This window comes from Holdemania massiliensis, from assembly GCF_022440805.1.
Classification (GTDB): domain Bacteria; phylum Bacillota_I; class Bacilli_A; order Erysipelotrichales; family Erysipelotrichaceae; genus Holdemania; species Holdemania massiliensis_A.
On sequence record NZ_JAKNTK010000001.1, the window covers coordinates 1,749,252 to 1,767,953 of the forward strand.

At 47.5% G+C, this 18,702-nt stretch carries 17 protein-coding genes; 12 read left to right on the forward strand and 5 right to left on the reverse strand.

What is annotated here, in order from left to right:
* Nucleotides 1–213 precede the first annotated feature (213 nt).
* Nucleotides 214–1,446, forward strand: a complete 1,233-nt coding sequence (locus MCG46_RS07930; protein WP_240279146.1) for a WG repeat-containing protein — start codon at nucleotides 214–216, stop codon at nucleotides 1,444–1,446.
* Nucleotides 1,447–1,568: 122 nt separating this feature from the next.
* Here the strand turns inward: MCG46_RS07930 and MCG46_RS07935 are convergent, their stop codons facing one another.
* From MCG46_RS07935 to ispH, 3 genes are all read right to left on the reverse strand, one after another.
* Complete coding sequence (locus tag MCG46_RS07935; RefSeq protein ID WP_240279147.1) at nucleotides 1,569–1,901, reverse strand: hypothetical protein; 333 nt, start codon at nucleotides 1,899–1,901, stop codon at nucleotides 1,569–1,571.
* An 11-nt stretch (nucleotides 1,902–1,912) separates the two neighbouring features.
* Nucleotides 1,913–2,320, reverse strand: coding sequence for a helix-turn-helix transcriptional regulator (locus tag MCG46_RS07940; RefSeq protein WP_240279149.1), 408 nt, complete (start codon nucleotides 2,318–2,320; stop codon nucleotides 1,913–1,915).
* 278 nt (nucleotides 2,321–2,598) lie between these two features.
* Nucleotides 2,599–3,510 carry a 4-hydroxy-3-methylbut-2-enyl diphosphate reductase gene (gene ispH, locus MCG46_RS07945; protein ID WP_240279151.1) on the reverse strand — a complete coding sequence of 304 codons (912 nt, stop codon included), beginning with the start codon at nucleotides 3,508–3,510 and terminating at the stop codon, nucleotides 2,599–2,601.
* Nucleotides 3,511–3,814: 304 nt separating this feature from the next.
* Here ispH and MCG46_RS07950 point away from each other — a divergent pair, with 304 nt between their 5' ends.
* The 4 genes from MCG46_RS07950 (at nucleotide 3,815) to MCG46_RS07965 (ending at nucleotide 8,298) form a co-directional block, all read left to right on the forward strand.
* Nucleotides 3,815–5,185 carry a DEAD/DEAH box helicase gene (locus tag MCG46_RS07950; RefSeq protein WP_240279153.1) on the forward strand — a complete coding sequence of 457 codons (1,371 nt, stop codon included), beginning with the start codon at nucleotides 3,815–3,817 and terminating at the stop codon, nucleotides 5,183–5,185.
* Nucleotides 5,178–6,065, forward strand: coding sequence for a deoxyribonuclease IV (locus MCG46_RS07955; protein WP_240279154.1), 888 nt, complete (start codon nucleotides 5,178–5,180; stop codon nucleotides 6,063–6,065). Before MCG46_RS07950 ends, MCG46_RS07955 begins: the two co-directional genes overlap by 8 nt.
* A gap of 228 nt (nucleotides 6,066–6,293) precedes the next feature.
* Nucleotides 6,294–7,433 carry a transglutaminase domain-containing protein gene (locus MCG46_RS07960; RefSeq protein ID WP_240279155.1) on the forward strand — a complete coding sequence of 380 codons (1,140 nt, stop codon included), beginning with the start codon at nucleotides 6,294–6,296 and terminating at the stop codon, nucleotides 7,431–7,433.
* Between the two features lie 94 nt (nucleotides 7,434–7,527).
* Nucleotides 7,528–8,298 carry a class I SAM-dependent methyltransferase gene (locus MCG46_RS07965; RefSeq protein ID WP_240279156.1) on the forward strand — a complete coding sequence of 257 codons (771 nt, stop codon included), beginning with the start codon at nucleotides 7,528–7,530 and terminating at the stop codon, nucleotides 8,296–8,298.
* A gap of 139 nt (nucleotides 8,299–8,437) precedes the next feature.
* On the opposite strand, the gene MCG46_RS07970 is transcribed toward MCG46_RS07965, so the two are convergent.
* Both MCG46_RS07970 and ispG read right to left on the reverse strand, forming a co-directional pair.
* Nucleotides 8,438–9,316, reverse strand: coding sequence for a carbohydrate kinase family protein (locus MCG46_RS07970; RefSeq protein WP_240279157.1), 879 nt, complete (start codon nucleotides 9,314–9,316; stop codon nucleotides 8,438–8,440).
* Between the two features lie 53 nt (nucleotides 9,317–9,369).
* Entirely contained in the window at nucleotides 9,370–10,428 is a 1,059-nt protein-coding gene (ispG, locus tag MCG46_RS07975; RefSeq protein ID WP_240279158.1) for a flavodoxin-dependent (E)-4-hydroxy-3-methylbut-2-enyl-diphosphate synthase, read from the reverse strand.
* Nucleotides 10,429–10,621: 193 nt separating this feature from the next.
* On the opposite strand from ispG, the gene MCG46_RS07980 reads away from it, so the two are divergent.
* The 7 genes from MCG46_RS07980 (at nucleotide 10,622) to MCG46_RS08010 (ending at nucleotide 18,691) form a co-directional block, all read left to right on the forward strand.
* Nucleotides 10,622–12,247 (forward strand): potassium/proton antiporter, encoded by a 1,626-nt coding sequence (locus MCG46_RS07980; protein ID WP_345893097.1) that lies wholly within the window; start codon nucleotides 10,622–10,624, stop codon nucleotides 12,245–12,247.
* A gap of 219 nt (nucleotides 12,248–12,466) precedes the next feature.
* Nucleotides 12,467–14,695, forward strand: coding sequence for a peptidoglycan D,D-transpeptidase FtsI family protein (locus tag MCG46_RS07985; protein WP_240279160.1), 2,229 nt, complete (start codon nucleotides 12,467–12,469; stop codon nucleotides 14,693–14,695).
* 96 nt (nucleotides 14,696–14,791) lie between these two features.
* Nucleotides 14,792–14,941 (forward strand): 50S ribosomal protein L33, encoded by a 150-nt coding sequence (gene rpmG / locus MCG46_RS07990; RefSeq protein WP_020223239.1) that lies wholly within the window; start codon nucleotides 14,792–14,794, stop codon nucleotides 14,939–14,941.
* A gap of 164 nt (nucleotides 14,942–15,105) precedes the next feature.
* Nucleotides 15,106–15,714 carry an MBL fold metallo-hydrolase gene (locus MCG46_RS07995; RefSeq protein ID WP_020223240.1) on the forward strand — a complete coding sequence of 203 codons (609 nt, stop codon included), beginning with the start codon at nucleotides 15,106–15,108 and terminating at the stop codon, nucleotides 15,712–15,714.
* A gap of 193 nt (nucleotides 15,715–15,907) precedes the next feature.
* Complete coding sequence (locus tag MCG46_RS08000) at nucleotides 15,908–16,666, forward strand: DUF2087 domain-containing protein (RefSeq protein WP_240279162.1); 759 nt, start codon at nucleotides 15,908–15,910, stop codon at nucleotides 16,664–16,666.
* A 92-nt stretch (nucleotides 16,667–16,758) separates the two neighbouring features.
* On the forward strand, nucleotides 16,759–17,733 hold the full coding sequence (locus tag MCG46_RS08005; protein WP_240279164.1) for an ATPase, T2SS/T4P/T4SS family: 975 nt from the start codon (nucleotides 16,759–16,761) through the stop codon (nucleotides 17,731–17,733).
* Between the two features lie 451 nt (nucleotides 17,734–18,184).
* The gene (locus MCG46_RS08010) at nucleotides 18,185–18,691 is read left to right on the forward strand and encodes a type II secretion system F family protein (protein WP_240281443.1); all 507 of its coding nucleotides are present in this window, start codon (nucleotides 18,185–18,187) and stop codon (nucleotides 18,689–18,691) included.
* Nucleotides 18,692–18,702 lie beyond the last annotated feature (11 nt).

Here is an 18,702-nt window from a genome sequence, read left to right on the forward strand (position 1 = left end):
AGGAAGGGATTGGCGAATCAGCTAATCCTTTATTTTTAGCTGTTTTCCTATTTTCCTGCGGGAATGCAGAATTTTGAACAGTTAACTTATGAATAAATAAAGTTTGCTTTAAATCTTACAAATTCATGAAACCTGTCTTTTATACCGTTTTCTTTTGAAGACTTTCGATATAATGGAAGAAAGAAGCGTAAGCAGGGAAAGAAGGGAAAAAGAATGCGACGTTTTCCAATCCTAATTTTAATCTTATTTTTAATCAGCGGCTGTGGAAAGAACGATGAACCCAAGATGACGGCCACTCCGGAGCCGACACCGATCTCAACGCCGCAGATTAAACCTACGCCAACTCCCAAGCCGACATCGACGCCGGTCATTGAAGGGGAGATTGAAGTGGTTTTAGAATGTGTCTGGACAGGTCGGATGATTGAGGGTGACAATCAATATCTTGTCACTGTTGGCGATAAACGAATGAAGTCAGGGAACTTTGTAAAACTAAAAGATTGTGTCGGGAGTGAATATGCCAGCTTAAAAGTAAATTATCATTCTGCCTATCGCGATGAATGGGGGACATGGATTATTGAAGACTATGAGATGGAGAAACTAGATAATACAGTGCCGGGATTGCCTTCGGTATGGGAAACTGACTTCGATCATGTTTATCCATTAGTTAATCGTTTTCCAGAACACGCTGCCGAGTTGGAACTGGTCGAAGGAATGGTTGTGCTGGAAAAGAACGGACGCTATGGCGTAGCCGGACGGAATCAGGAAGTTGTGGTGGAAATTCTGGGGAGTGCTTATCCAATTTTGGATTCCTTGGAGCTGCATTGCGATGCACGTGCCTATGACTTCAAGTATGTTTCAGGGACACCCTACTTTTTGTGTTCTGGTGAACATGGTCTTAGTGCTAAAGCCTTTTATGCTGATATGGATACACAGAAGATCTATACGGTCTTTTCTGGCGATGATGGTCCTGGCTCATTTTATTCTCTGGATGGCTCGCGCATGAAGGGCGAGCTGGGGTTATATCATGCGATCAGGGGATATTCTGAAAGCCAGGAAGGGATCCCCGAATATGAATGGCTGAATCGTGTGGGAGTTTTTAATCGTCAGGGAGAGCTTGTGACAGATGCAATTTATGATGATGGTTTAGCGATCACTGGCGATCTGATTCCGGTCGCTCGGGATGGACTATGGGGTTATGTCAACGCGGCAGGAGAAGAGATTATTCCTTGTCAATACCGGGCGTTGCTGTTAGTAGATCCGGATCATGATCGCTGGACGGCTTATCCGCCAGATCATGGCCGCATTGTCGCCCAGGATCTGGCTGGCTACTATGGTGTATTGGGGATGGATGGAACGATCTTAGTCCCTTTTGAATATAATTATGCCGCACCGTTTTATGATGGTCAGATTTTGTTGGAAAAGGATGGCGTGCGGAGTTTTGTTTGAGGCGCTGTATTGAAGGGAATATTATAAAATGAAGCTCTTTGCCAGAGCTTCGTTTTTATAGATCAGTTTTTGTTTTTATTTTCCGTCAAGAAAAATCCTATTCTACGCGGGTTTCTGTCGCATTAAAGCGAAAAGCCACCCGAGAGAACAAGAACTATAAGCAGAATCGTACTTACTGCGATAAAACCTAATGAAATCCCAGCTTTCTGCTTGTAGGATATCATCGTTTGGCACTGCGCTGAAGTCATTGTAATCGGGTATTTGCGACGGCCAATCAGATAAAGAATCAAGCCTCCGGAGCCATTATTTCCGCTTAATGAAAACAGACCCCAGAACTTCGGATGCTTTAAATTGCGGCAGCTGGCATCCAGTTCTGTGAGCCGATAAATCTGAAACGCCAAGGAAGCCGCCCCTAATAAAACGGCAAATACAAGAATAATCAATAAAGCAGTCATCTTTTTTCCTCCTAAAACTTCTTGATAATCTGATAAAACAGAACGCAGGTACTCAGAATTCCGATCACAGCGCTAATGCCGATCAACAGGCGGTTATTGGAAATCAGACCGTTGAAGGTCACCAGAATGATCATGAGTGCGACGTTGACAATGACGGCCGCGATCAACCGGCGATTGCTGCTGACGACATCGGTGCTTTCTTCAAGGTGTTCAATCATCTTTTTATCTCCTTTCAACAGCTCGTCCAGCGATATTGCATAGAGATCGCTGAGTTTGATTACGCTGAGGATATCCGGATAGAATTTTCCCGTTTCCCAATTGGAGATCGTCTGCCGCGATACCTGAATCGCTTCTGCGACTTCTTCCTGAGTCAATCCGGCATGGGATCGCGCTTCCTTAAGTTTGATATTCAGTTCCATGAGATGTTCTCCCTTCGGTTTAAGCATGCCATTTTGCGCTGAGGTTGTCTATCAAAAGTCTTTGACATCGGCTCAAATTTAGTCTAAAACAGGAGATTTTAGAAGAAAATTCATACCTTGATAATAAGAAAAAGCAAGATCATCAGAAAGACTTGATGAGCTTGCTTTTTGAGAAGGATTAATAAAACCCATGAAAGCGGGAAAACTGTCAAATACCTGAATGATATGTCTTATTGCCAAGTAAAAAAATCACCAGGTTTAAATTGCGAATTTGGGTTCTATAACAGCTTATCCAATTCAATTTGCGGCATGTCCGGCGTGTTGCCGCGGGCAACTTCGTTCAGATAGCCGATAACCTGCTGAGTTAGATAGGTCGGTGTTGATGCCCCGCTGGTCACGGCAATCCGGCCGCGGTTTTGGTAATTTTCAGGTTTTAGCTGTTGGACGGTTTCGATCAGCAGGACTTCCGGGATTCCGCTTTGAATCGCAATGTCTTTAAGCTTGTTGGAATTGTTGGATTGGGGATCGCCGACGACAATCAAGAGATCGATATCCTTTAGTTTCTGAATTGCTTCCTGTCGAATCCGTGTGGCGTTGCAGATTTCTTTTTCAAATTGAGCATGTGGGTAGCGCAAACGGATCTGTTCCATCAGACGGCTGATTTCCAGAATACTCATTGTGGTTTGATTGGTGACGAGAATCTTTTCGTTGTCAAGGGACAAGGCGGCCAATGATTCCTGGTCATAAACGGGATGGACGCGCGGACTGATCGCCAGCACCGCTTCGGCTTCGGGATGATGACGCTTGCCGATATACAGCACATCGGCTCCCTCACAGATTGCCTGCCGAACTAACCGCTGGGTTTCCTTGACATCCGTACAGGAAGCGTCAACACAGGTTAATCCTTTCTGCCGGGCTTTTTGAGCGACTTCCTCACTGATGCCGTGCGCGGTAAATATGACGATGCCTTCGTTGATTTCATCTAATAACTCTAACCGTGTTTTTCCGGCCTGTTCAATACAGCGAATGTGATCGAGTTTCAGGGCATCTACAACATACCGGTTATGTACGATCATGCCAAGCATTGTAATCGGAACGCCGGGATTTTCGCGGGCTGTTTTGCGCGCCAGAGCGATGGCCTGGGTAACCCCTTTGCAGTAACCGCGGGGAATGACGGGGATGATTTCCATAAATGAAACACTCCTTTTTCTTCAATCATTATAGCCTGAACGTTAATTTGGGTGCAAGTGAAATAAAATCCAGGGAAATGGGATATAGAAACGTTGATTCAGATCAGTCTTTCGCTGTGAATGGAAAAAAGCATCTCAAGACCGGTAAAAAACTGAAAAAAAGGAGCAAAAGATTGAGGAAAATCAGCGTGACAATTGCACAAATGGCTTAAAATCTGTATAATTGATGGGCAAAGTGAGAAGTTTAACGATCGGAACAAAGTCGACAATAAACAAGTTTTCACCCCTTTAAAGGAGGAAGAGTATGACACAATTCAACGATTTTCATCTGCGGGAAAGTGCGCAGAAATTAATTGAGCTGGAAGGCTTCACTGAGCCGACAGCGATTCAGGCAGCGGTGATTCCCGCGGCATTAAAAGGTCGGGATATCATCGGAATTTCAGAAACGGGTACCGGCAAAACCCACGCTTTTTTAATTCCGTTAATGGAAAAAATAAAACCGGAGCTGCCGCAGGTTCAGGCGGTGATCACCGCTCCAACCCGCGAGCTGGCGATGCAGATTTACAACCGCGCTAAGAAAATGATGCAGGCAGATTCGCGGCTGAGAGTGCGGTTAATTACCGGCGGATTGGATCGGGAAAAGATGGCGGATTCAATTAAAACGCAGCCGCATCTGGTTATCGGAACCCCGGGCCGAATCAAAGATTTATTTTTAGATCAGGAAGTGCTGCGGGTAGACACCGCTTCCATTCTGATCGTCGATGAAGCGGATATGACGCTGGAATTTGGCTTTCTGGAGGACATCGATGCGATTGCCTCCCGCATGGGCAGTCATTTACAGATGATGGCGTTCAGCGCAACGATTCCTCAAGGCTTAAAGCCTTTCCTAAAAAAATACATGCAGGCACCACAGACGATTAAAATTGACCAGGAAACGAAAATGGATCCTAAGATTGAGCATATCCTCGTTCCCTGCAAGCACCGCAGTTACGCAGAAACGCTTCTGCAGATCCTGCCGGGATTTATGCCTTATGTCTGCCTGATCTTCGCCAATACCCGTGAAGAAGCGGCGGCTACGGCAAACGCCCTGCGCGATGCGAATGTCCCTGTGATTGAAATCCATGGTGGACTGCAGCCACGTCAGCGTAGGCAGGCGATGAAGCAGCTGGAACATGCGGATCACAGCTACATTGTGGCCACGGATATTGCGGCACGAGGGATTGATATCGATGGGATTACACATGTCGTTTCATTGGGCTTCCCAAATGAGCTGGATTTCTATATTCACCGCGCCGGACGAACAGGCCGGGCCGGTCGTGAGGGGACCTGCTTCGCGTTATATCAGGAACAGGATGAGCGGGCAATCCGGTTGTTAAAAGAACGCGGCGTACATTTTGAGGTGCGCTCCTTTAAAAATGGACAATGGCAGGCGCAGCGGCAGACAGATCGCCGCAAAATGTCACCAAGTCAGCAGCGCGAAAAAGAAATTGCGCGGTCATTGAACCGGAAAAAGGAAAAGGTTAAACCGGGATACAAGAAGAAAAAAGCTGAGCTGGTCAAGCAGATTCAGCGTAAGGAACGCCGGGCGATGATTCAGAGCGAGATCCGTGCGCAGCGCAAAGAACGCTATAAAGCGCAGCAGCGGCAGAAGCGCGAGGAGGGCAATGATGAATAAGATCGGCTGTCATGTTTCGATGAAAGCACCGGAATATTTCGTCGGTGCTGTAAAAGAAGCGTTGTCCTATAACGCCAATGCCTTGATGATTTATACCGGACCGCCGCAGAATACGCTGCGAAAACCGGTTGATCAGCTGCGGATAGAGGAAGGCCAAACTTTGTTGAAGAAACAGGGAATTCCTTTGGAAAATGTGATTGTGCATGCCCCGTATATTATCAACTTAGGCAATGTCCAAAACCCGGACACGTTTGAGTTGGGAGTTCGTTTTCTGAAGCAGGAATTGGCACGCACTGCCGCGATGGGTGCGCGTTATTTAGTGCTGCACCCAGGCTCCAGCGTCAAAGCGAGCGCAGAAGATGGGCTTGCTAAGATCATTGAAGGATTGAATCAGGCTTTGGAACAGGATGAGCATGATGTATTCATTTGCTTGGAAACGATGGCCGGCAAGGGAAGTGAGCTAGGCTGGAATTTTGAACAGCTGCGGCAGCTGCGCGAAGGGGTTGTCAAGAAGGAACGGATTGCATTCTGTTTGGATACCTGTCATATTCATGACGCAGGATACCCAGTGGCCGAACTGGATACTGTATTGAAACAATGGGATGAAGTCATCGGACTGTCGCTTCTGAAGGTAATTCATCTCAATGATTCCAAAAACATCCGCGGTGCCCGTAAGGATCGCCATGCGAATCTGGGACAGGGTGAAATTGGTTTTGACGCATTGTATCAGGTGTTTGCGGATCCGCGATTGGACGGCGTTGTCAAAATTTTGGAAACTCCGTATGTCGAGGATCATGCACCTTATGGCCTGGAAATTGAAATGCTGCGGGACGGTGTGTTTGATCCGCAGAAGTTAGATTGTTTGAAAGCTGAAAAATAGTGCGGAAACGTTACGGTTTTCTCAGCAAGAAATTGTACAGAACTGATGATTTCATGGCAATAGAAAGCTTAACGATGGCGTGTTTTTCACAGAACGCTCCTTTTTTCGCAGGAAGAACTCAATCATATGCAGACTTGAAAAGGTCTTGTGTTTTTCATAATTTAATGATACTGTATTATTGTAAATAGTACAGATTGTTTTGGTTACGAATGAGTGGAGGGAAAAACAATGCCAAAAAGAATCATCATGATGATCGGATTGATTTGTCTGTTGATCAGCGGATGCACAGTAAGAACCAATCCATCCGTTTCGCTGGAATCACTGCCGATTGGCTATTACCAAGGTACAGGATATATTGGTACTCAAGATCAGCAACTGCTTCTAATGAACACCGGCTATGGCTGGTTGGGGAAGGTTGGACTCTATGGGACGATTCAGCAGTTGCAGGAACAGGAAGGAACATTAACGTTCGTATTTAGAGACGAAGAGTTTACTTTGGAGCTGCAAAAACAAGGCGACAGTTATCAGGGAACGCTGCAGTCGCAAGATCGGCAGTTAACGATGGACTTAACGTGGATTGAGCCGGATACCCAAGCTTTGTTGAATTTCAGCGTCCTTGCACCGCTGGAGGAAAAATCTGCGCTGTTAGCGAACTATCAGCAGTTTCCTGCCGATGGTCAGGTGCCGCCGTATCAATTTGAACTGGGAAAGGATTCAGAAGCGTCAGCATGGCTTGATCGGCATCAGCTGGATACGATTCTCGGGGATAAGACCGATACGGATCTGATGAAAGCGGCCTTATTTTGGGTTTGCGAACAATATGATCATGTTTCAAATTCACAGTACCGAGGTGAATCTCAATTTGACAATGTCGGTAATTTCGCGGACGATGGAAATGGCTTAAACTGCAACAATCTTTCCGTGCTCTTAAGCGGAATCCTGCGCAGCTATGGTGTTAAAGCCGTACCGATTTGGTGTCTGTCTGCGAGTGAGTGGGATAGTGATTGCCATGTCATCGTTCAGGCGTACAGCGAATCGTTGGATCAATGGGTTTTTCTGGATCCAACTTACAATTTAATGCTCAGCGATGATCAGGGAAACTATATTGATGTTGAAGCGCTGCGCTCGATTTTGATTGAAGGACAGCCGCTGAATGCCAATCCGGAAGCTAATTATAATGGAAAACCCTTTGATTTGGAGAATTATCGGAATTATATGACAAAGAATACGTTTCGATTTGAACGGCCGGCCTTTTGCGGACGATTCATTAGTGAAATGGTAATGTTGGTACCGGAGGGAACAAATTATTCCAAAAACACGATAATGACGACGGATTGGGAAGCCTTCTGGGTGTTGCCGGAAAGATAAGAAGTCATGGATTCAGCAGGAAAAAAACAAACGAAAGGGTAAGGAGAATAAAAGCGTTTATGCTACAATAAAGGCATAAAGGGGGAATTGAGGAATGGAGCTGCGATTAAAATTCGACGAGGATGAGCTGAATTATGAACGTTATCGACCACAATATCCTGAGGCGCTGATGAAAGAGGTGCTGCAAAGTTTTCATCTTGGCCCGCACAGCCAGGTTCTGGAAATCGGGATTGGCACGGGACAGGCAACCCAGCCGATTTTAGATACAGGCTGTTCGCTGACCGCTGTGGAACTTGGCAGAAAGCTGGCTGCGTTTGCGGAGAAAAAGTTTCAGAAGGCACCGAACTTTCAGGTGATTCAAGGTGATTTCATGGATTTAGAGCTCAGGGAAAACAGTTGGGATGCGCTGTATTCGGCTACGGCCTTCCATTGGCTGCCACAACCGCAGGCTTTGGAAAAAGTAATGCGTTTGCTTAAACCCCAGGGATGTCTGGCTTTGTTTTGGAATCATCCCTATCCCAATCGCCTCGATGATTGTTCCAATCAGATTAATCGCCAGGTTTATCAACAATTTTGTCCGTCTGATCAGGAATTGAAGGAATTTGATGAATCTGATTTAAAGCCCTGGACGGATCGTTTGATCAAAGCTGGTTTTGATTCCGTGCAGGCGCATCTCTACCATCGCGTCAGAACTCTGGATATTCAGGACTATATAGGCTTACTAAACACGTATTCCGATCATCGGGTATTGCCGGAAGCAACACGTCTGGCCTTTGAACAGGCGATGGCAAAGGGACTGCAGTCAGTCGGCGGACAGATCCGAATCTATGACACACTGGATCTGTATCTTGCCAGAAAATTTTGACGGATTGATCTAAATAAAAAAAACAGGAAATTCATGCAGCAAGTCACCATGCCGATGAGATTCCTGTTTTTTTAATCTTTAACGTGGAAAGGGTTTGTTCTTAGTCTTATTAGAATTTGGAAAAGGATTGGATAAGACGTCAGATCAGCGGCCAGGGCAGCGTGTCTTTGTTCAACGGAACGGTGTTGGCGCCGACCCATTGAACGGCCAGCGCTCCGCACCAGCAGCCATTATCCAAGGCTTGAGGGAAAGACAGTCCCGCTGCGTGGCTGGCGATAAAGCCGGCGCAGAAGCTGTCCCCAGCTCCGGTTGTATCGATCACCTTTGCAGGATAACCATCACAGCTCCACTTTTGGGTTTCCTGATAAACCGCCGCACCTGCCGCACCCATTTTTAAAACGACAGTTTGACAGCCGTAGCGAAGCAGTTCTTCCGCAATCTCATCGGGCTGAAGGCGGGAACACAGCGGTCGGATTTCCTCGAATGACGGCATGAAAACATCAATGATAGGAAGCAGGTGTGCAACGCCGGCCAGTCCTTTGTGGTGCCGGTCACGGGTTGTATCGCTGTATATTGTTAAACCGTGCGCATGAGCCTGCTGAAAGATGGAAAGCAGACCGGAGATTTCCAGTTCATGCAGGGTAAATAAGGATCCTAGGGATAAAACTTTGAAAGCCGGCAAAGCCTTGAAAGGAAAGTCAGCCAGGGTGAAATGACGGTGAGCTTCCCCAGTCACGATAAACTGCCGTTCCCCATTTTCATCCAGCTGAATGAACGAATGCGTCGTGATCTGATCCGGTCGTTGGGACAGCCAGCGAATATCGACGCCCTGCGCTTTCAGCTGGCTGCGGATCAGGTCTGCTTCTTCGTCCTGCCCTAGCAGCGCGCAGCAGGCTGCAGATAGGCCTAATTTCGTCAAAAGGATGGCTTGGTTGGCGGCATCGCCCCCGACCGTCGGTTTTCGATCCTGAGCATAAAGATCCAGTACGCAGCTGCCCAGGCATAAAACATCGCTCATTTCATATCCCTCCTTAAAAAATGCCGCAATTCAGTTTCATTGCGGCAGAACAACTATTGGATCATCGCTAAAATTTCTTCCTTCAGGACCTCAACGATTTGATCCTGCGGAATTTTGCGGATGAGCTGTCCTTTCTTAAACAACAGGCCTTCCTCTTTCCCTCCGGCAATGCCGATATCAGCCCGGCTGGCTTCCTGCGGCCCATTGACGGCGCAGCCCATAACCGCCACGGTGATATCAGCGTTAATCGTTGCCAAGAACCGTTCGACTTCCTCGGCGATAGGAATCATGTTGTACTGAATCCGGCCGCAGGTTGGGCAGCTGACTAAATTCGGGACTCGATCAATCAGATTAAAGCAGCGCAGTAACTGCTTGCAGATGCGCAGTTCCTCAACCGGATCGGCACTGACGGATACCCGAATTGTATCGCCGATTCCATCCATAAGCAAGGCACCCAAGGCTGCGCTGGATTTGATCGCACTGGAAGTAAAGGTACCGGCTTCCGTAACCCCTAAGTGCAGCGGATAAGGAAAGACGTCAGCCGCTAACCGGTAGGCTTCAATCGTCAACATAACGTCGCTGGATTTAAAGGATAAGCAGATGTCATGGAAGTCCAGTTCTTCCAGGATGTCGACGTGTTTTTGGGCACTTTCAATCATCGCTTCAGCGCATGGCCGGCCATATTTTTCAAGCACTGCTTTTTCCAGAGAACCGCTGTTGATACCGATGCGGATAGGGACATGATGCTGCTTGCAGGCTTCCACTACCGCCGCAACGTTTTCCCGCGCCCCGATGTTGCCGGGATTGATGCGGATCTTATCGACGCCCGATTCAATCGCGGTTAAAGCTAATTTATAATCAAAATGAATATCGGCCACCAGCGGAACATTAACCTGAGCTTTGATCTGTTTGATCGCCCGGGCATCCTCCTGGTCGTAGACTGCCATGCGTACGATCTGGCATCCCGCTTCACACAGCTGTTGGATTTGCCGAACTGTCGCTTCTACATTTTTCGTCTTTGTATTGGTCATTGACTGAATGATCACTTGATTTTGACCGCCGATCTGCAGGTTTCCTACCTGAATAGGGCGGGTTTCCGTTCTTTTTTTCATGAAATTCACCTCGTTTCTATTATAGCATAAATTTGAAATCGGACACGAAGGAGAAAGAAAAGGAAAAGATGGGGAAGAGATGTCAGGTGTAGCGATCCCATGGGAAATTGAATATGATATAATATTAAAAAGGCTTTGCCGAATCAGGATAATCTGCTTGCTTTCGGATCGATGCTAAAGAGGAGGGAAAGTTATCGACTTCAATCTTTTATTAATCTTGTGCGGCGGGGTGCTGATGATCTGCATCCTCTGCAATAAGCTTTCATTTCGGCTGGGAGTGCCGAGTCTGCTCCTGTTTATTTTGTTGGGAATGGTTTTCGGCAGCGACGGATTATTCCGCATTCCCTTTGAAAATTATGCGTTTGCGGAGAAGCTGTGTACCGCAGCTTTGATTTATATTATGTTCTACGGCGGCTTTGGAACACGCTGGAAACAGGCGCGGCCAGTCGCTAAGGGAGCGCTGTTATTATCGTCGCTGGGTGTTTTTCTGACAGCGGCATTGACCGGCGTGTTCTGCCATTGGGGATTAGGAATGGAATGGCAGGAAAGTTTTTTGATCGGAGCGGTGATCAGCTCCACCGATGCGGCCTCGATGTTCTCAATTCTGCGAAGCAAGAAGCTGGCCTTAAAAGAGAATACCGACTCCCTTTTGGAATTGGAAAGCGGAAGCAATGATCCGTTCTCCTATATGCTGACGGTGATGCTTTTAACGATGATGGCGGGACAGGGCAGCCCGGAAACCTTCGCCTGGATGCTTGCTAAGCAGCTGATGATCGGCGGTTTAAGCGGCTGGTTATGCGCGAAAGTTGGGATTGCTTGTCTGAATCGGTTTGATTTTGCGACCGAAGGGTTTGATTCCATCTTTGTCGTCGGTTTGGTTTTGCTGACCTATGCGCTATGCAGTTATGGCGGAGGAAATGGATATCTTTGCGTCTATCTGGCTGGAATACTGATGGGCAATGCATCTCTTCGCAATAAACGGTCGCTTGTCCATTTCTTTGACGGCGTGACAGGGTTGATGCAGATCGTGATTTTCTTTCTGTTAGGTCTGTTGGCATTTCCATCGCAGCTGTCATCCGTGATCCTTCCCGCTTTACTGATCATGGCGTTTCTGACGCTGATTGCCCGCCCGGTTACCGTGAGCTTGTTGTTGAAACCGTTTGCGGGTTCGTGGCGGCAGACGGTCTTAGTCAGTGCTGCGGGTCTGCGCGGGGCGTCTTCGATTGTTTTTGCAATCATGGTGACAGTGAGTCCGGCGTATACACGTTATGATGTCTTCCATGTTGTATTTTGCCTGGTCTTGCTTTCAATCAGTCTGCAGGGGACGCTGCTGCCCTGGATTGCGCGCAAATTAGAGATGATTGATACCGGTGCTGATGTATTGAAAACCTTTAATGACTACAAAGATGACCCGGCGATTGAGATGATTCAGCTGGATATCCGTTCAGGCCATGCCTGGATTGGACAGTCGGTGCAGTCGCTGAAGCTGCCTGGGGATGTTCTGCTGGCCATGATTCGCCGGCAAAACGAGAATTTAGTCCCGCATGGACAGACGATCATTAAACAGGGTGATGTTGTCATTGCTATTGCCCCGGCAGTCACAGAACCGGCACAGCTGGAATTGACGGAGATGCTGATTGAGGAAGGACATTCCTGGCAGGGACGCAGGATCAAAGATCTGAAGCTGCCGCCTGCGCTTTTGATCATGATGATTCTGCGGGATGAAACACTGATGGTTCCGGATGGCAATACGCAGATCGCTGCCGAGGATGTGCTGATCATTCATCAGCCTTCCAATACCAAAAAACGAATAAAATAGATCGTTGGAATCTGTCGGGTCGCAGGCAAAAGCATCCTTGTTGGCTGAGAAAGTAAATTGAGAGCGTAGAAATGAGAGTCGGCAGCTTTCTGTGTTCTTTAAGGCAAGAAAAGACAAGGCATAGAAGCAGGGCGTGAACAGGATTTCATCCTTGCCGTGCAAATTTTCATTTCACGCAGAAAAAAATAAGGTATAATAAGGCATACGAGGAGATCGTGCATGACAAATAAACCATTACTTGGACCAAGAAAAACCAAAGATGATAAAAAACTGCACTGGGAAGGCAGCAGCGAACACCTGCGGAAAGCGCTGGATTTAAGCAAGATTGTTACCCGGCGTTTTCAGTTGGTTGCCTTGGCGGTGTGCGTGGGTATGGCCGCTATCGTTGTGCGTCTGTATTCCATTCAAATGCTGAAAACAGAGGATTACGCGCAGAAGCTCGCCACCTATACCCGTCGTTATCAAACGGTCACGACGCCGCGGGGAGAAATGCTGGACCGCAACGGACAGGTGCTGGTTGGCAATAAACAACGCCTGAATATCACTTATTTCCCGCCGCAGGGGATTAAAGATGAAAAAGAATGGGAACTGGCCCGGCGCTTTTCAAATGATTTTGAAGTCGATGAAACGCAGCTGGGAACACGGGATTTAAAGGATTTGTATTTGAGTCTGCATAAAAAGGAAATTGATGCCGAGCGGATCACCGAAGAAGAAATGGCGGCGTATTACAAAGGGGATCTGAATGACAATGATATCTATTATCTGGAACTGGCCCGGATTACGGAGGAAGATTTAGCGACGCTGGATACGGATCTGCGTCGAGCCTATGTCGTCAAACAGGCCATGGATATGCCTTCCAGCGGACAGACTAAGATTATTAAAAGTGATGTTACTGTTGAAGAAGCGGCATTTTTGATTGAACACATGGAAGATTATCAGGGCTTCAACGTGGATTTTGACTGGGATCGGGAATATCCGTTCGGATCTATGCTGAAGTCAGTGCTGGGGACTGTAACGACTTCCAAACAGGGACTGCCGTCGGAAGATCTGGATTATTATCTGGCTCTGGATTATTCTCGAAATGAGAAGGTAGGCCGGTCTGGCTTGGAGAAACAATATGAAGGATTGCTCAGCGGCAAGCGTTCGGTATATGATCTGGCGTATGATGAAAATGGAACAGGTTATCTGAGCGAGGTCAATGAAGGCTCGAAGGGGTATGATCTGGAATTATCGATCGACGCACGCCTGCAGCAGAAACTGGATGAGATTTTGTCTCAGGTGCTGCTTGAATATCAGAATGATCCGCTGCGTCCGTATATGGACCGGATCATGTATGTTCTGCAGGATCCGAATACCGGAGATATTCTGGCTATGTCCTGTATGATCCGCAATGCCGATGGTACGATTAGTTCCAGTCCAACGAGTATTTATGCGGATGCTTATGCCCCGGGTTCCGTGGTGAAAGGGGCTACGGTCTATATGGGGCTGGATCAGGGGGTAATTCAGCCCGGCGAAAAGATTTTGGATAACTATATTAAAATTAAGGATACGCCGATCAAGAAATCCTGGAAAACGCTGGGATGGGTGGATGATGTCCAGGCCTTGGCTCAGTCCTCCAACGTATTTATGTTCAATGTCGCAATCCGCCTGGGCGGCGGCACTTATGTTGAAAACAATCCGCTGAAAATCAATGCTGATACGTATTTGTTAATGCGCAGCTATTACAGTCAGTTTGGCTTGGGCGTATTGACTGGAATTGATGTGCCGAACGAAGCCATTGGTTATATTCCAGGTAAGCTTACCAATGCCGGCAATACCCTGGACTTTGCGATTGGACAGCTGGATAACTATACGACGATTGAACTGGCGCAGTATGTTTCTACGATTGCCAACGGCGGGAAAAAGATTCAGCCACGCTTGGTTCGCCGGGCGTTTGATCCGGGAACTCAGAATGTCGTTTACGAAAATTATGTCAATGTGCAGTCAACCCTTGAAAATACAGGAGCTTTGGAACGGGTTCGCCAAGGGTTTAACGCCTGCGTTTACGGCGGGATTTGTTATGGTTTGACTGATTTGCCGGTAACGATATCGGCAAAGACCGGAACTGCCGAATCGTTTATCAATATCACCGGCGAAGATGGGGTAAAAACTACGGTTGACACAACCAACAACAGTCTGGTTGCTTATGCTCCGGCAGAGAATCCGCAGTATTCAATGGCCTGCATGATTCCGAATGCCTGGGTTACCGGCGGAGGTTCGCAAAGCAATCTCTGCTTACGGATTACCAATGAATTGACCAAAGCGATTTATAACCCGGATGATGTGGCGGAAAATGACAGTCCATCTACAGATGAAGATACGAATCTCAACGTGCCGGCGGAAAATCCGGCACTGCCGCCAACCCAGGATCCCAATGATCCGCAGGGAAACGGCAATCCGGTACAATAACCGTTAAAAACCCAAGAATTAACAGGTTTTTGAAAAAAGATAGTAATTTAAAAAAAACTATGTTATACTTGTTTAGCATTATTAGGAGGAATATTCATGAGAGACGCAATTACTTTCAAATGTTCTGAATGCGGCGAAGAAAATTACATTGGGACAAGAAACAAGAGAAAACACCCTGAAAAGATGGAAATCAAGAAATACTGCCCACGCTGCAATAAGAAAACGACTCACAAGGAGAAAAAATAAAAGAAGCCGGTTTCTGGCTTTTTTTATTTTTCTTAATTTATGAAGGAAATAGCAGGTTTAATCAGATAATTCAGCTGCAAGTTACAGCTTTTTCTAATAAAGTGGGTAAATTTGAGCTCGGATTTGAAGATCAGAAGCAAGAAAGGTGAAAAAAGGAATATAGGATGAAAATAGAAACCATTCCCTCCGGTGCATTTGCGACCAACTGTTACATTCTGGAAGATCAGGGTACCGTGCTGGTCATGGATCCGACAGGCAAAGCCCAGCGAATCCTGGATCGTCTGCAGGGGCGTGTACCGTTGGCAATTATTTTGACGCACGGCCATTTTGATCATATTGGAGCCGTCGATGAACTGGTTCGACAGTTTCATTGTCCGGTGTATGTGCATCCTGAGGATCAGATTCTGCTGGAAGATGAAACACTTAACAGTATGGCGCAAATGACGGCTCATGTCCGCAGTCAGACCAGACCTTTGATTGAGGGCACAATGAAATTAGGAACAATCGAATTCCAGGTGATTGAAGCGCCGGGACATACGCCGGGCAGTGTGCTGATTGTGATCGGTCAGGATTGCTTCTGTGGTGATGTCATTTTTGAAGGCAGCATTGGACGGACAGACTTGCCGTTGGGCAATGATTCTCAGATGCGGCAGACGCTGAAAATGATTCGTACCCTGAATCCGCAGCTGAGGCTTTATCCGGGGCATGGCGCAGCTACGGTGCTAGAAAAAGAACTGATGAATAATCCGTTTTTGCGGACACATCGATCATGATTACACAGAAAGCATCGCTTTGAGGGTGATGCTTTTTGTTTTGCGAAGGGGATGCGGCAAACCAAATTAGTCGATTTCTTTGAAGGAAGTTAGGGCATTTTTACTTTTTTATGTAGATATATTTAATATTATCTATCTAAAAAGTAGATGCCGTTGTATAATGTTTGTATAAAATATAGAAGGAAGTGAAATGATGGAAAAACAGGAACTTTGGGATGCTTCTGTAGAAGAGATGCGCCGTGGTTATCGAATTATGGAAGACGAGGCTGAATGCTTATTCTGCGGACAGCGGTATTATACGCAGGAAATTTACGCACAGGATGAACGTTGGGTCTTAGGCGAACGAAAGATGAAATCGCATGTAAAAAATGTGCACGGTTCGCCATTGGCTATGTTATTGAAGTTAGGGCCCGAGGCGTTAGGCATCAGTGCGATGCAGCTGGAAATGCTGCAGGCTTTTGCCTGCGGACAAAGTGATCAGCAGATTGCCAAAGAGAAAGGTGTTACCTTGTCAACGATCCGCAATTATCGGTTTAAGCTGCGGGAAAAACAAAAACAGGCGCAGCTGTTTGTCATGATGATGACCCTGCTGAATGAGAACAGCGGCCATTCGATCCAGCAGCTCAGTGATACAGCGCTGATCGACGCCCATGCGGCTGCCGTGATGCGGGATGAACGTTATGAATTGACGGAAAAAGAGAAGGAAACAATTTTAAAAACGTATTTTGACCCGCAGGGGGCATTAAAGGAAATGCCGGCGAAGGCAAAGCGCAAGCTTGCGGTTTTGGCGCAAATTGCGGAGAATTTCAAACCGGAAGTCCGCTATACCGAAAAACAGATCAATACGCTGCTTCAGCGGATCTGGCCGGATCATGTCTATTTACGCCGGGCTTTGATCGAATATGGATTTTTGGAACGGACGGCGGATGGCAGTGCCTATTGGCGAAAATAAATGGAAAGCTGATGAAAATTCAGCTTTTTTTAATTTTTTTTGGGGCTTTTTTGAAAAATGCGCAATATTGAAGATGTAGGGGGCGAGAGAATATGGAAGAACGATTACTTGCTTTGCTGCGGATGGCAATAAACCAGCACGCCACCGATCTGCATTTTTCCATCCGCAATGAAACAGTAACGCTGCAAATGCGCTGCGGTATTCAGATCAAGGATATCGAAACCGAACCACAGGATCTAAAGTTGTTCCGCTATCTTCAATACCGGGCTAATCTGGAGCTGAGTGACCGCAGCCGGCCGCAGACCGGACGGTTTGAAATGGAGGTGGACGGCAAGATGCTGGCACTGCGGTTTGCGGTTATGCACAGTCTGATGCTGACCAGCGGGGTATTGCGGATTCTTAACGGTACACTGGACTGGACATTGGCAGATTGCTGTTCCGACAAAAAGCAGACCGATCTGCTAAAAAAGGGACTGAAACGCCGCAGCGGCTTATTCCTCGTCAGCGGCCCTACCGGCAGCGGCAAGACGACCACGCTGTATGCCATGCTCAACGAATTAAGTCCGGCCAAGATCTTCACGTTGGAAGATCCGATTGAAATCTATTCGGAACGCTTCGTGCAGATTCAGATCAATGAACGTCAGCATCTGGGCTATGATGAGGGGATCAGCCAACTGCTGCGGCATGATCCCGACGTCATCATGATCGGTGAAATTCGCGAGCCGGTGGCAGCAGCGATGGCGCTGCGCTGCGCACTGACCGGACATCTGGTTCTGACCAGCATTCATGCTTCCTCAGCCCATTCAGCGATCACACGGATGATCGAACTGGGAGTCAGTGAAACTCAGCTGATGGAAATGCTTGTCGGAGTCAGCTGTCAGCGGTTGGTGTCCTTAAAAAATCAAAAGGGAAGGATGTGTATCTATGAAGTGCTTCTGCCCGAGCAGCTGGCACAGCTTCGTCAAGGTCAGATGCCGGATCATTTTATCCCGCTGCAGCAGCGTCTGGACGATCTGCTGCTCAAGAATCGCATCACTCACAAACAATGGGACGCTGTCGGTCTCTGAATGTCAGCAGCTGGCGATTCTTTTAGGCAGTGCAATGAGCTGGCAGACAAGCCTGACCTTTATCGAAACACCGAAGAATCATCCGGTGATCGCCGCGCTTCGCCAGCGGATGCTGGAAGGCGAAGGCTTTGCGGCTTTGTTGGCTCCAGCGCTGCCGCCAGGAATTGCAGCCGATTTTGAAACGATGGCGCAGGTCATGCCGCCCCATCGTGCACTGACCTTATCCCTGCGGCTGCATCAGCTGTATATGGAAAATCGCTCTCAGCTTCGCCGTCTGCTGGGATATCCGCTGGTGTTGGCGGCAGGCAGTCTGGTCGGGCTCGCCCTATTCAATCATCTTTGCTTTCCGGTATTGATCAGTTTGATTCAATCCTTTGAGCGGGATGCCGGCGGTATGCTTTTTCTACATCATGGACTTTACGGCCTGTTTATTCTGCTGATGCTGCTGATGATGCTGGGGGTGGGGATTGTTTTCTGGCTGCGTCAGCCGACAGCCCGGCTGAGCGCGTATGTACTGTTAATTAAACTGCGCCGCGGTCGGTTTTTAAGAAGGTGGCTGGGCTTGGATTTTTCCCGTTATTTTTCCTGCTGCCTCAGCGAAGGCTGTCCGACCCAGACCACACTGACCGTGCTGCAAAAACTGCCGAAAAAGCCCTTCCTAAAATTAATGAGCTGGCATGTCGAGCAGGCACTTTTGGCAGGAGAAAGTCTGGAAACAGCCTTGGGCACGGAATACCTGGATCCCTCTTTAATGCAGTTAATGCGCACGGCTTCCCGCAGCGGGCAGGTGCAGCCGCTTCTGGAAGGCTATGTTGAAGTTCGCCAGGGTCAGCTGCTGAGTCAGCTGCGCTTCATGGCCCGAGGACTGCAGCTGTTTGCATACATAACGATTGCCGGAATGATTTTGATCGTTTATCAGATCCTGCTTCTGCCGCTTTCCATCATGAGTCAGATGTAGCATTGGGAAAG

What these genes read in the sequence shown, in the direction of transcription:
- MCG46_RS07930 (WP_240279146.1), top strand. Translation starts at nt 214, where the DNA reads ATGCGACGTTTTCCAATCCTAATTTTAATCTTATTTTTAATCAGCGGC.
- MCG46_RS07935 (WP_240279147.1), bottom strand. Translation starts at nt 1,901, where the DNA reads ATGACTGCTTTATTGATTATTCTTGTATTTGCCGTTTTATTAGGGGCG.
- MCG46_RS07940 (WP_240279149.1), bottom strand. Translation starts at nt 2,320, where the DNA reads ATGGAACTGAATATCAAACTTAAGGAAGCGCGATCCCATGCCGGATTG.
- ispH (WP_240279151.1), bottom strand. Translation starts at nt 3,510, where the DNA reads ATGGAAATCATCCCCGTCATTCCCCGCGGTTACTGCAAAGGGGTTACC.
- MCG46_RS07950 (WP_240279153.1), top strand. Translation starts at nt 3,815, where the DNA reads ATGACACAATTCAACGATTTTCATCTGCGGGAAAGTGCGCAGAAATTA.
- MCG46_RS07955 (WP_240279154.1), top strand. Translation starts at nt 5,178, where the DNA reads ATGAATAAGATCGGCTGTCATGTTTCGATGAAAGCACCGGAATATTTC.
- MCG46_RS07960 (WP_240279155.1), top strand. Translation starts at nt 6,294, where the DNA reads ATGCCAAAAAGAATCATCATGATGATCGGATTGATTTGTCTGTTGATC.
- MCG46_RS07965 (WP_240279156.1), top strand. Translation starts at nt 7,528, where the DNA reads ATGGAGCTGCGATTAAAATTCGACGAGGATGAGCTGAATTATGAACGT.
- MCG46_RS07970 (WP_240279157.1), bottom strand. Translation starts at nt 9,316, where the DNA reads ATGAGCGATGTTTTATGCCTGGGCAGCTGCGTACTGGATCTTTATGCT.
- ispG (WP_240279158.1), bottom strand. Translation starts at nt 10,428, where the DNA reads ATGAAAAAAAGAACGGAAACCCGCCCTATTCAGGTAGGAAACCTGCAG.
- MCG46_RS07985 (WP_240279160.1), top strand. Translation starts at nt 12,467, where the DNA reads ATGACAAATAAACCATTACTTGGACCAAGAAAAACCAAAGATGATAAA.
- rpmG (WP_020223239.1), top strand. Translation starts at nt 14,792, where the DNA reads ATGAGAGACGCAATTACTTTCAAATGTTCTGAATGCGGCGAAGAAAAT.
- MCG46_RS07995 (WP_020223240.1), top strand. Translation starts at nt 15,106, where the DNA reads ATGAAAATAGAAACCATTCCCTCCGGTGCATTTGCGACCAACTGTTAC.
- MCG46_RS08000 (WP_240279162.1), top strand. Translation starts at nt 15,908, where the DNA reads ATGGAAAAACAGGAACTTTGGGATGCTTCTGTAGAAGAGATGCGCCGT.
- MCG46_RS08005 (WP_240279164.1), top strand. Translation starts at nt 16,759, where the DNA reads ATGGAAGAACGATTACTTGCTTTGCTGCGGATGGCAATAAACCAGCAC.
- MCG46_RS08010 (WP_240281443.1), top strand. Translation starts at nt 18,185, where the DNA reads ATGCTGGGGGTGGGGATTGTTTTCTGGCTGCGTCAGCCGACAGCCCGG.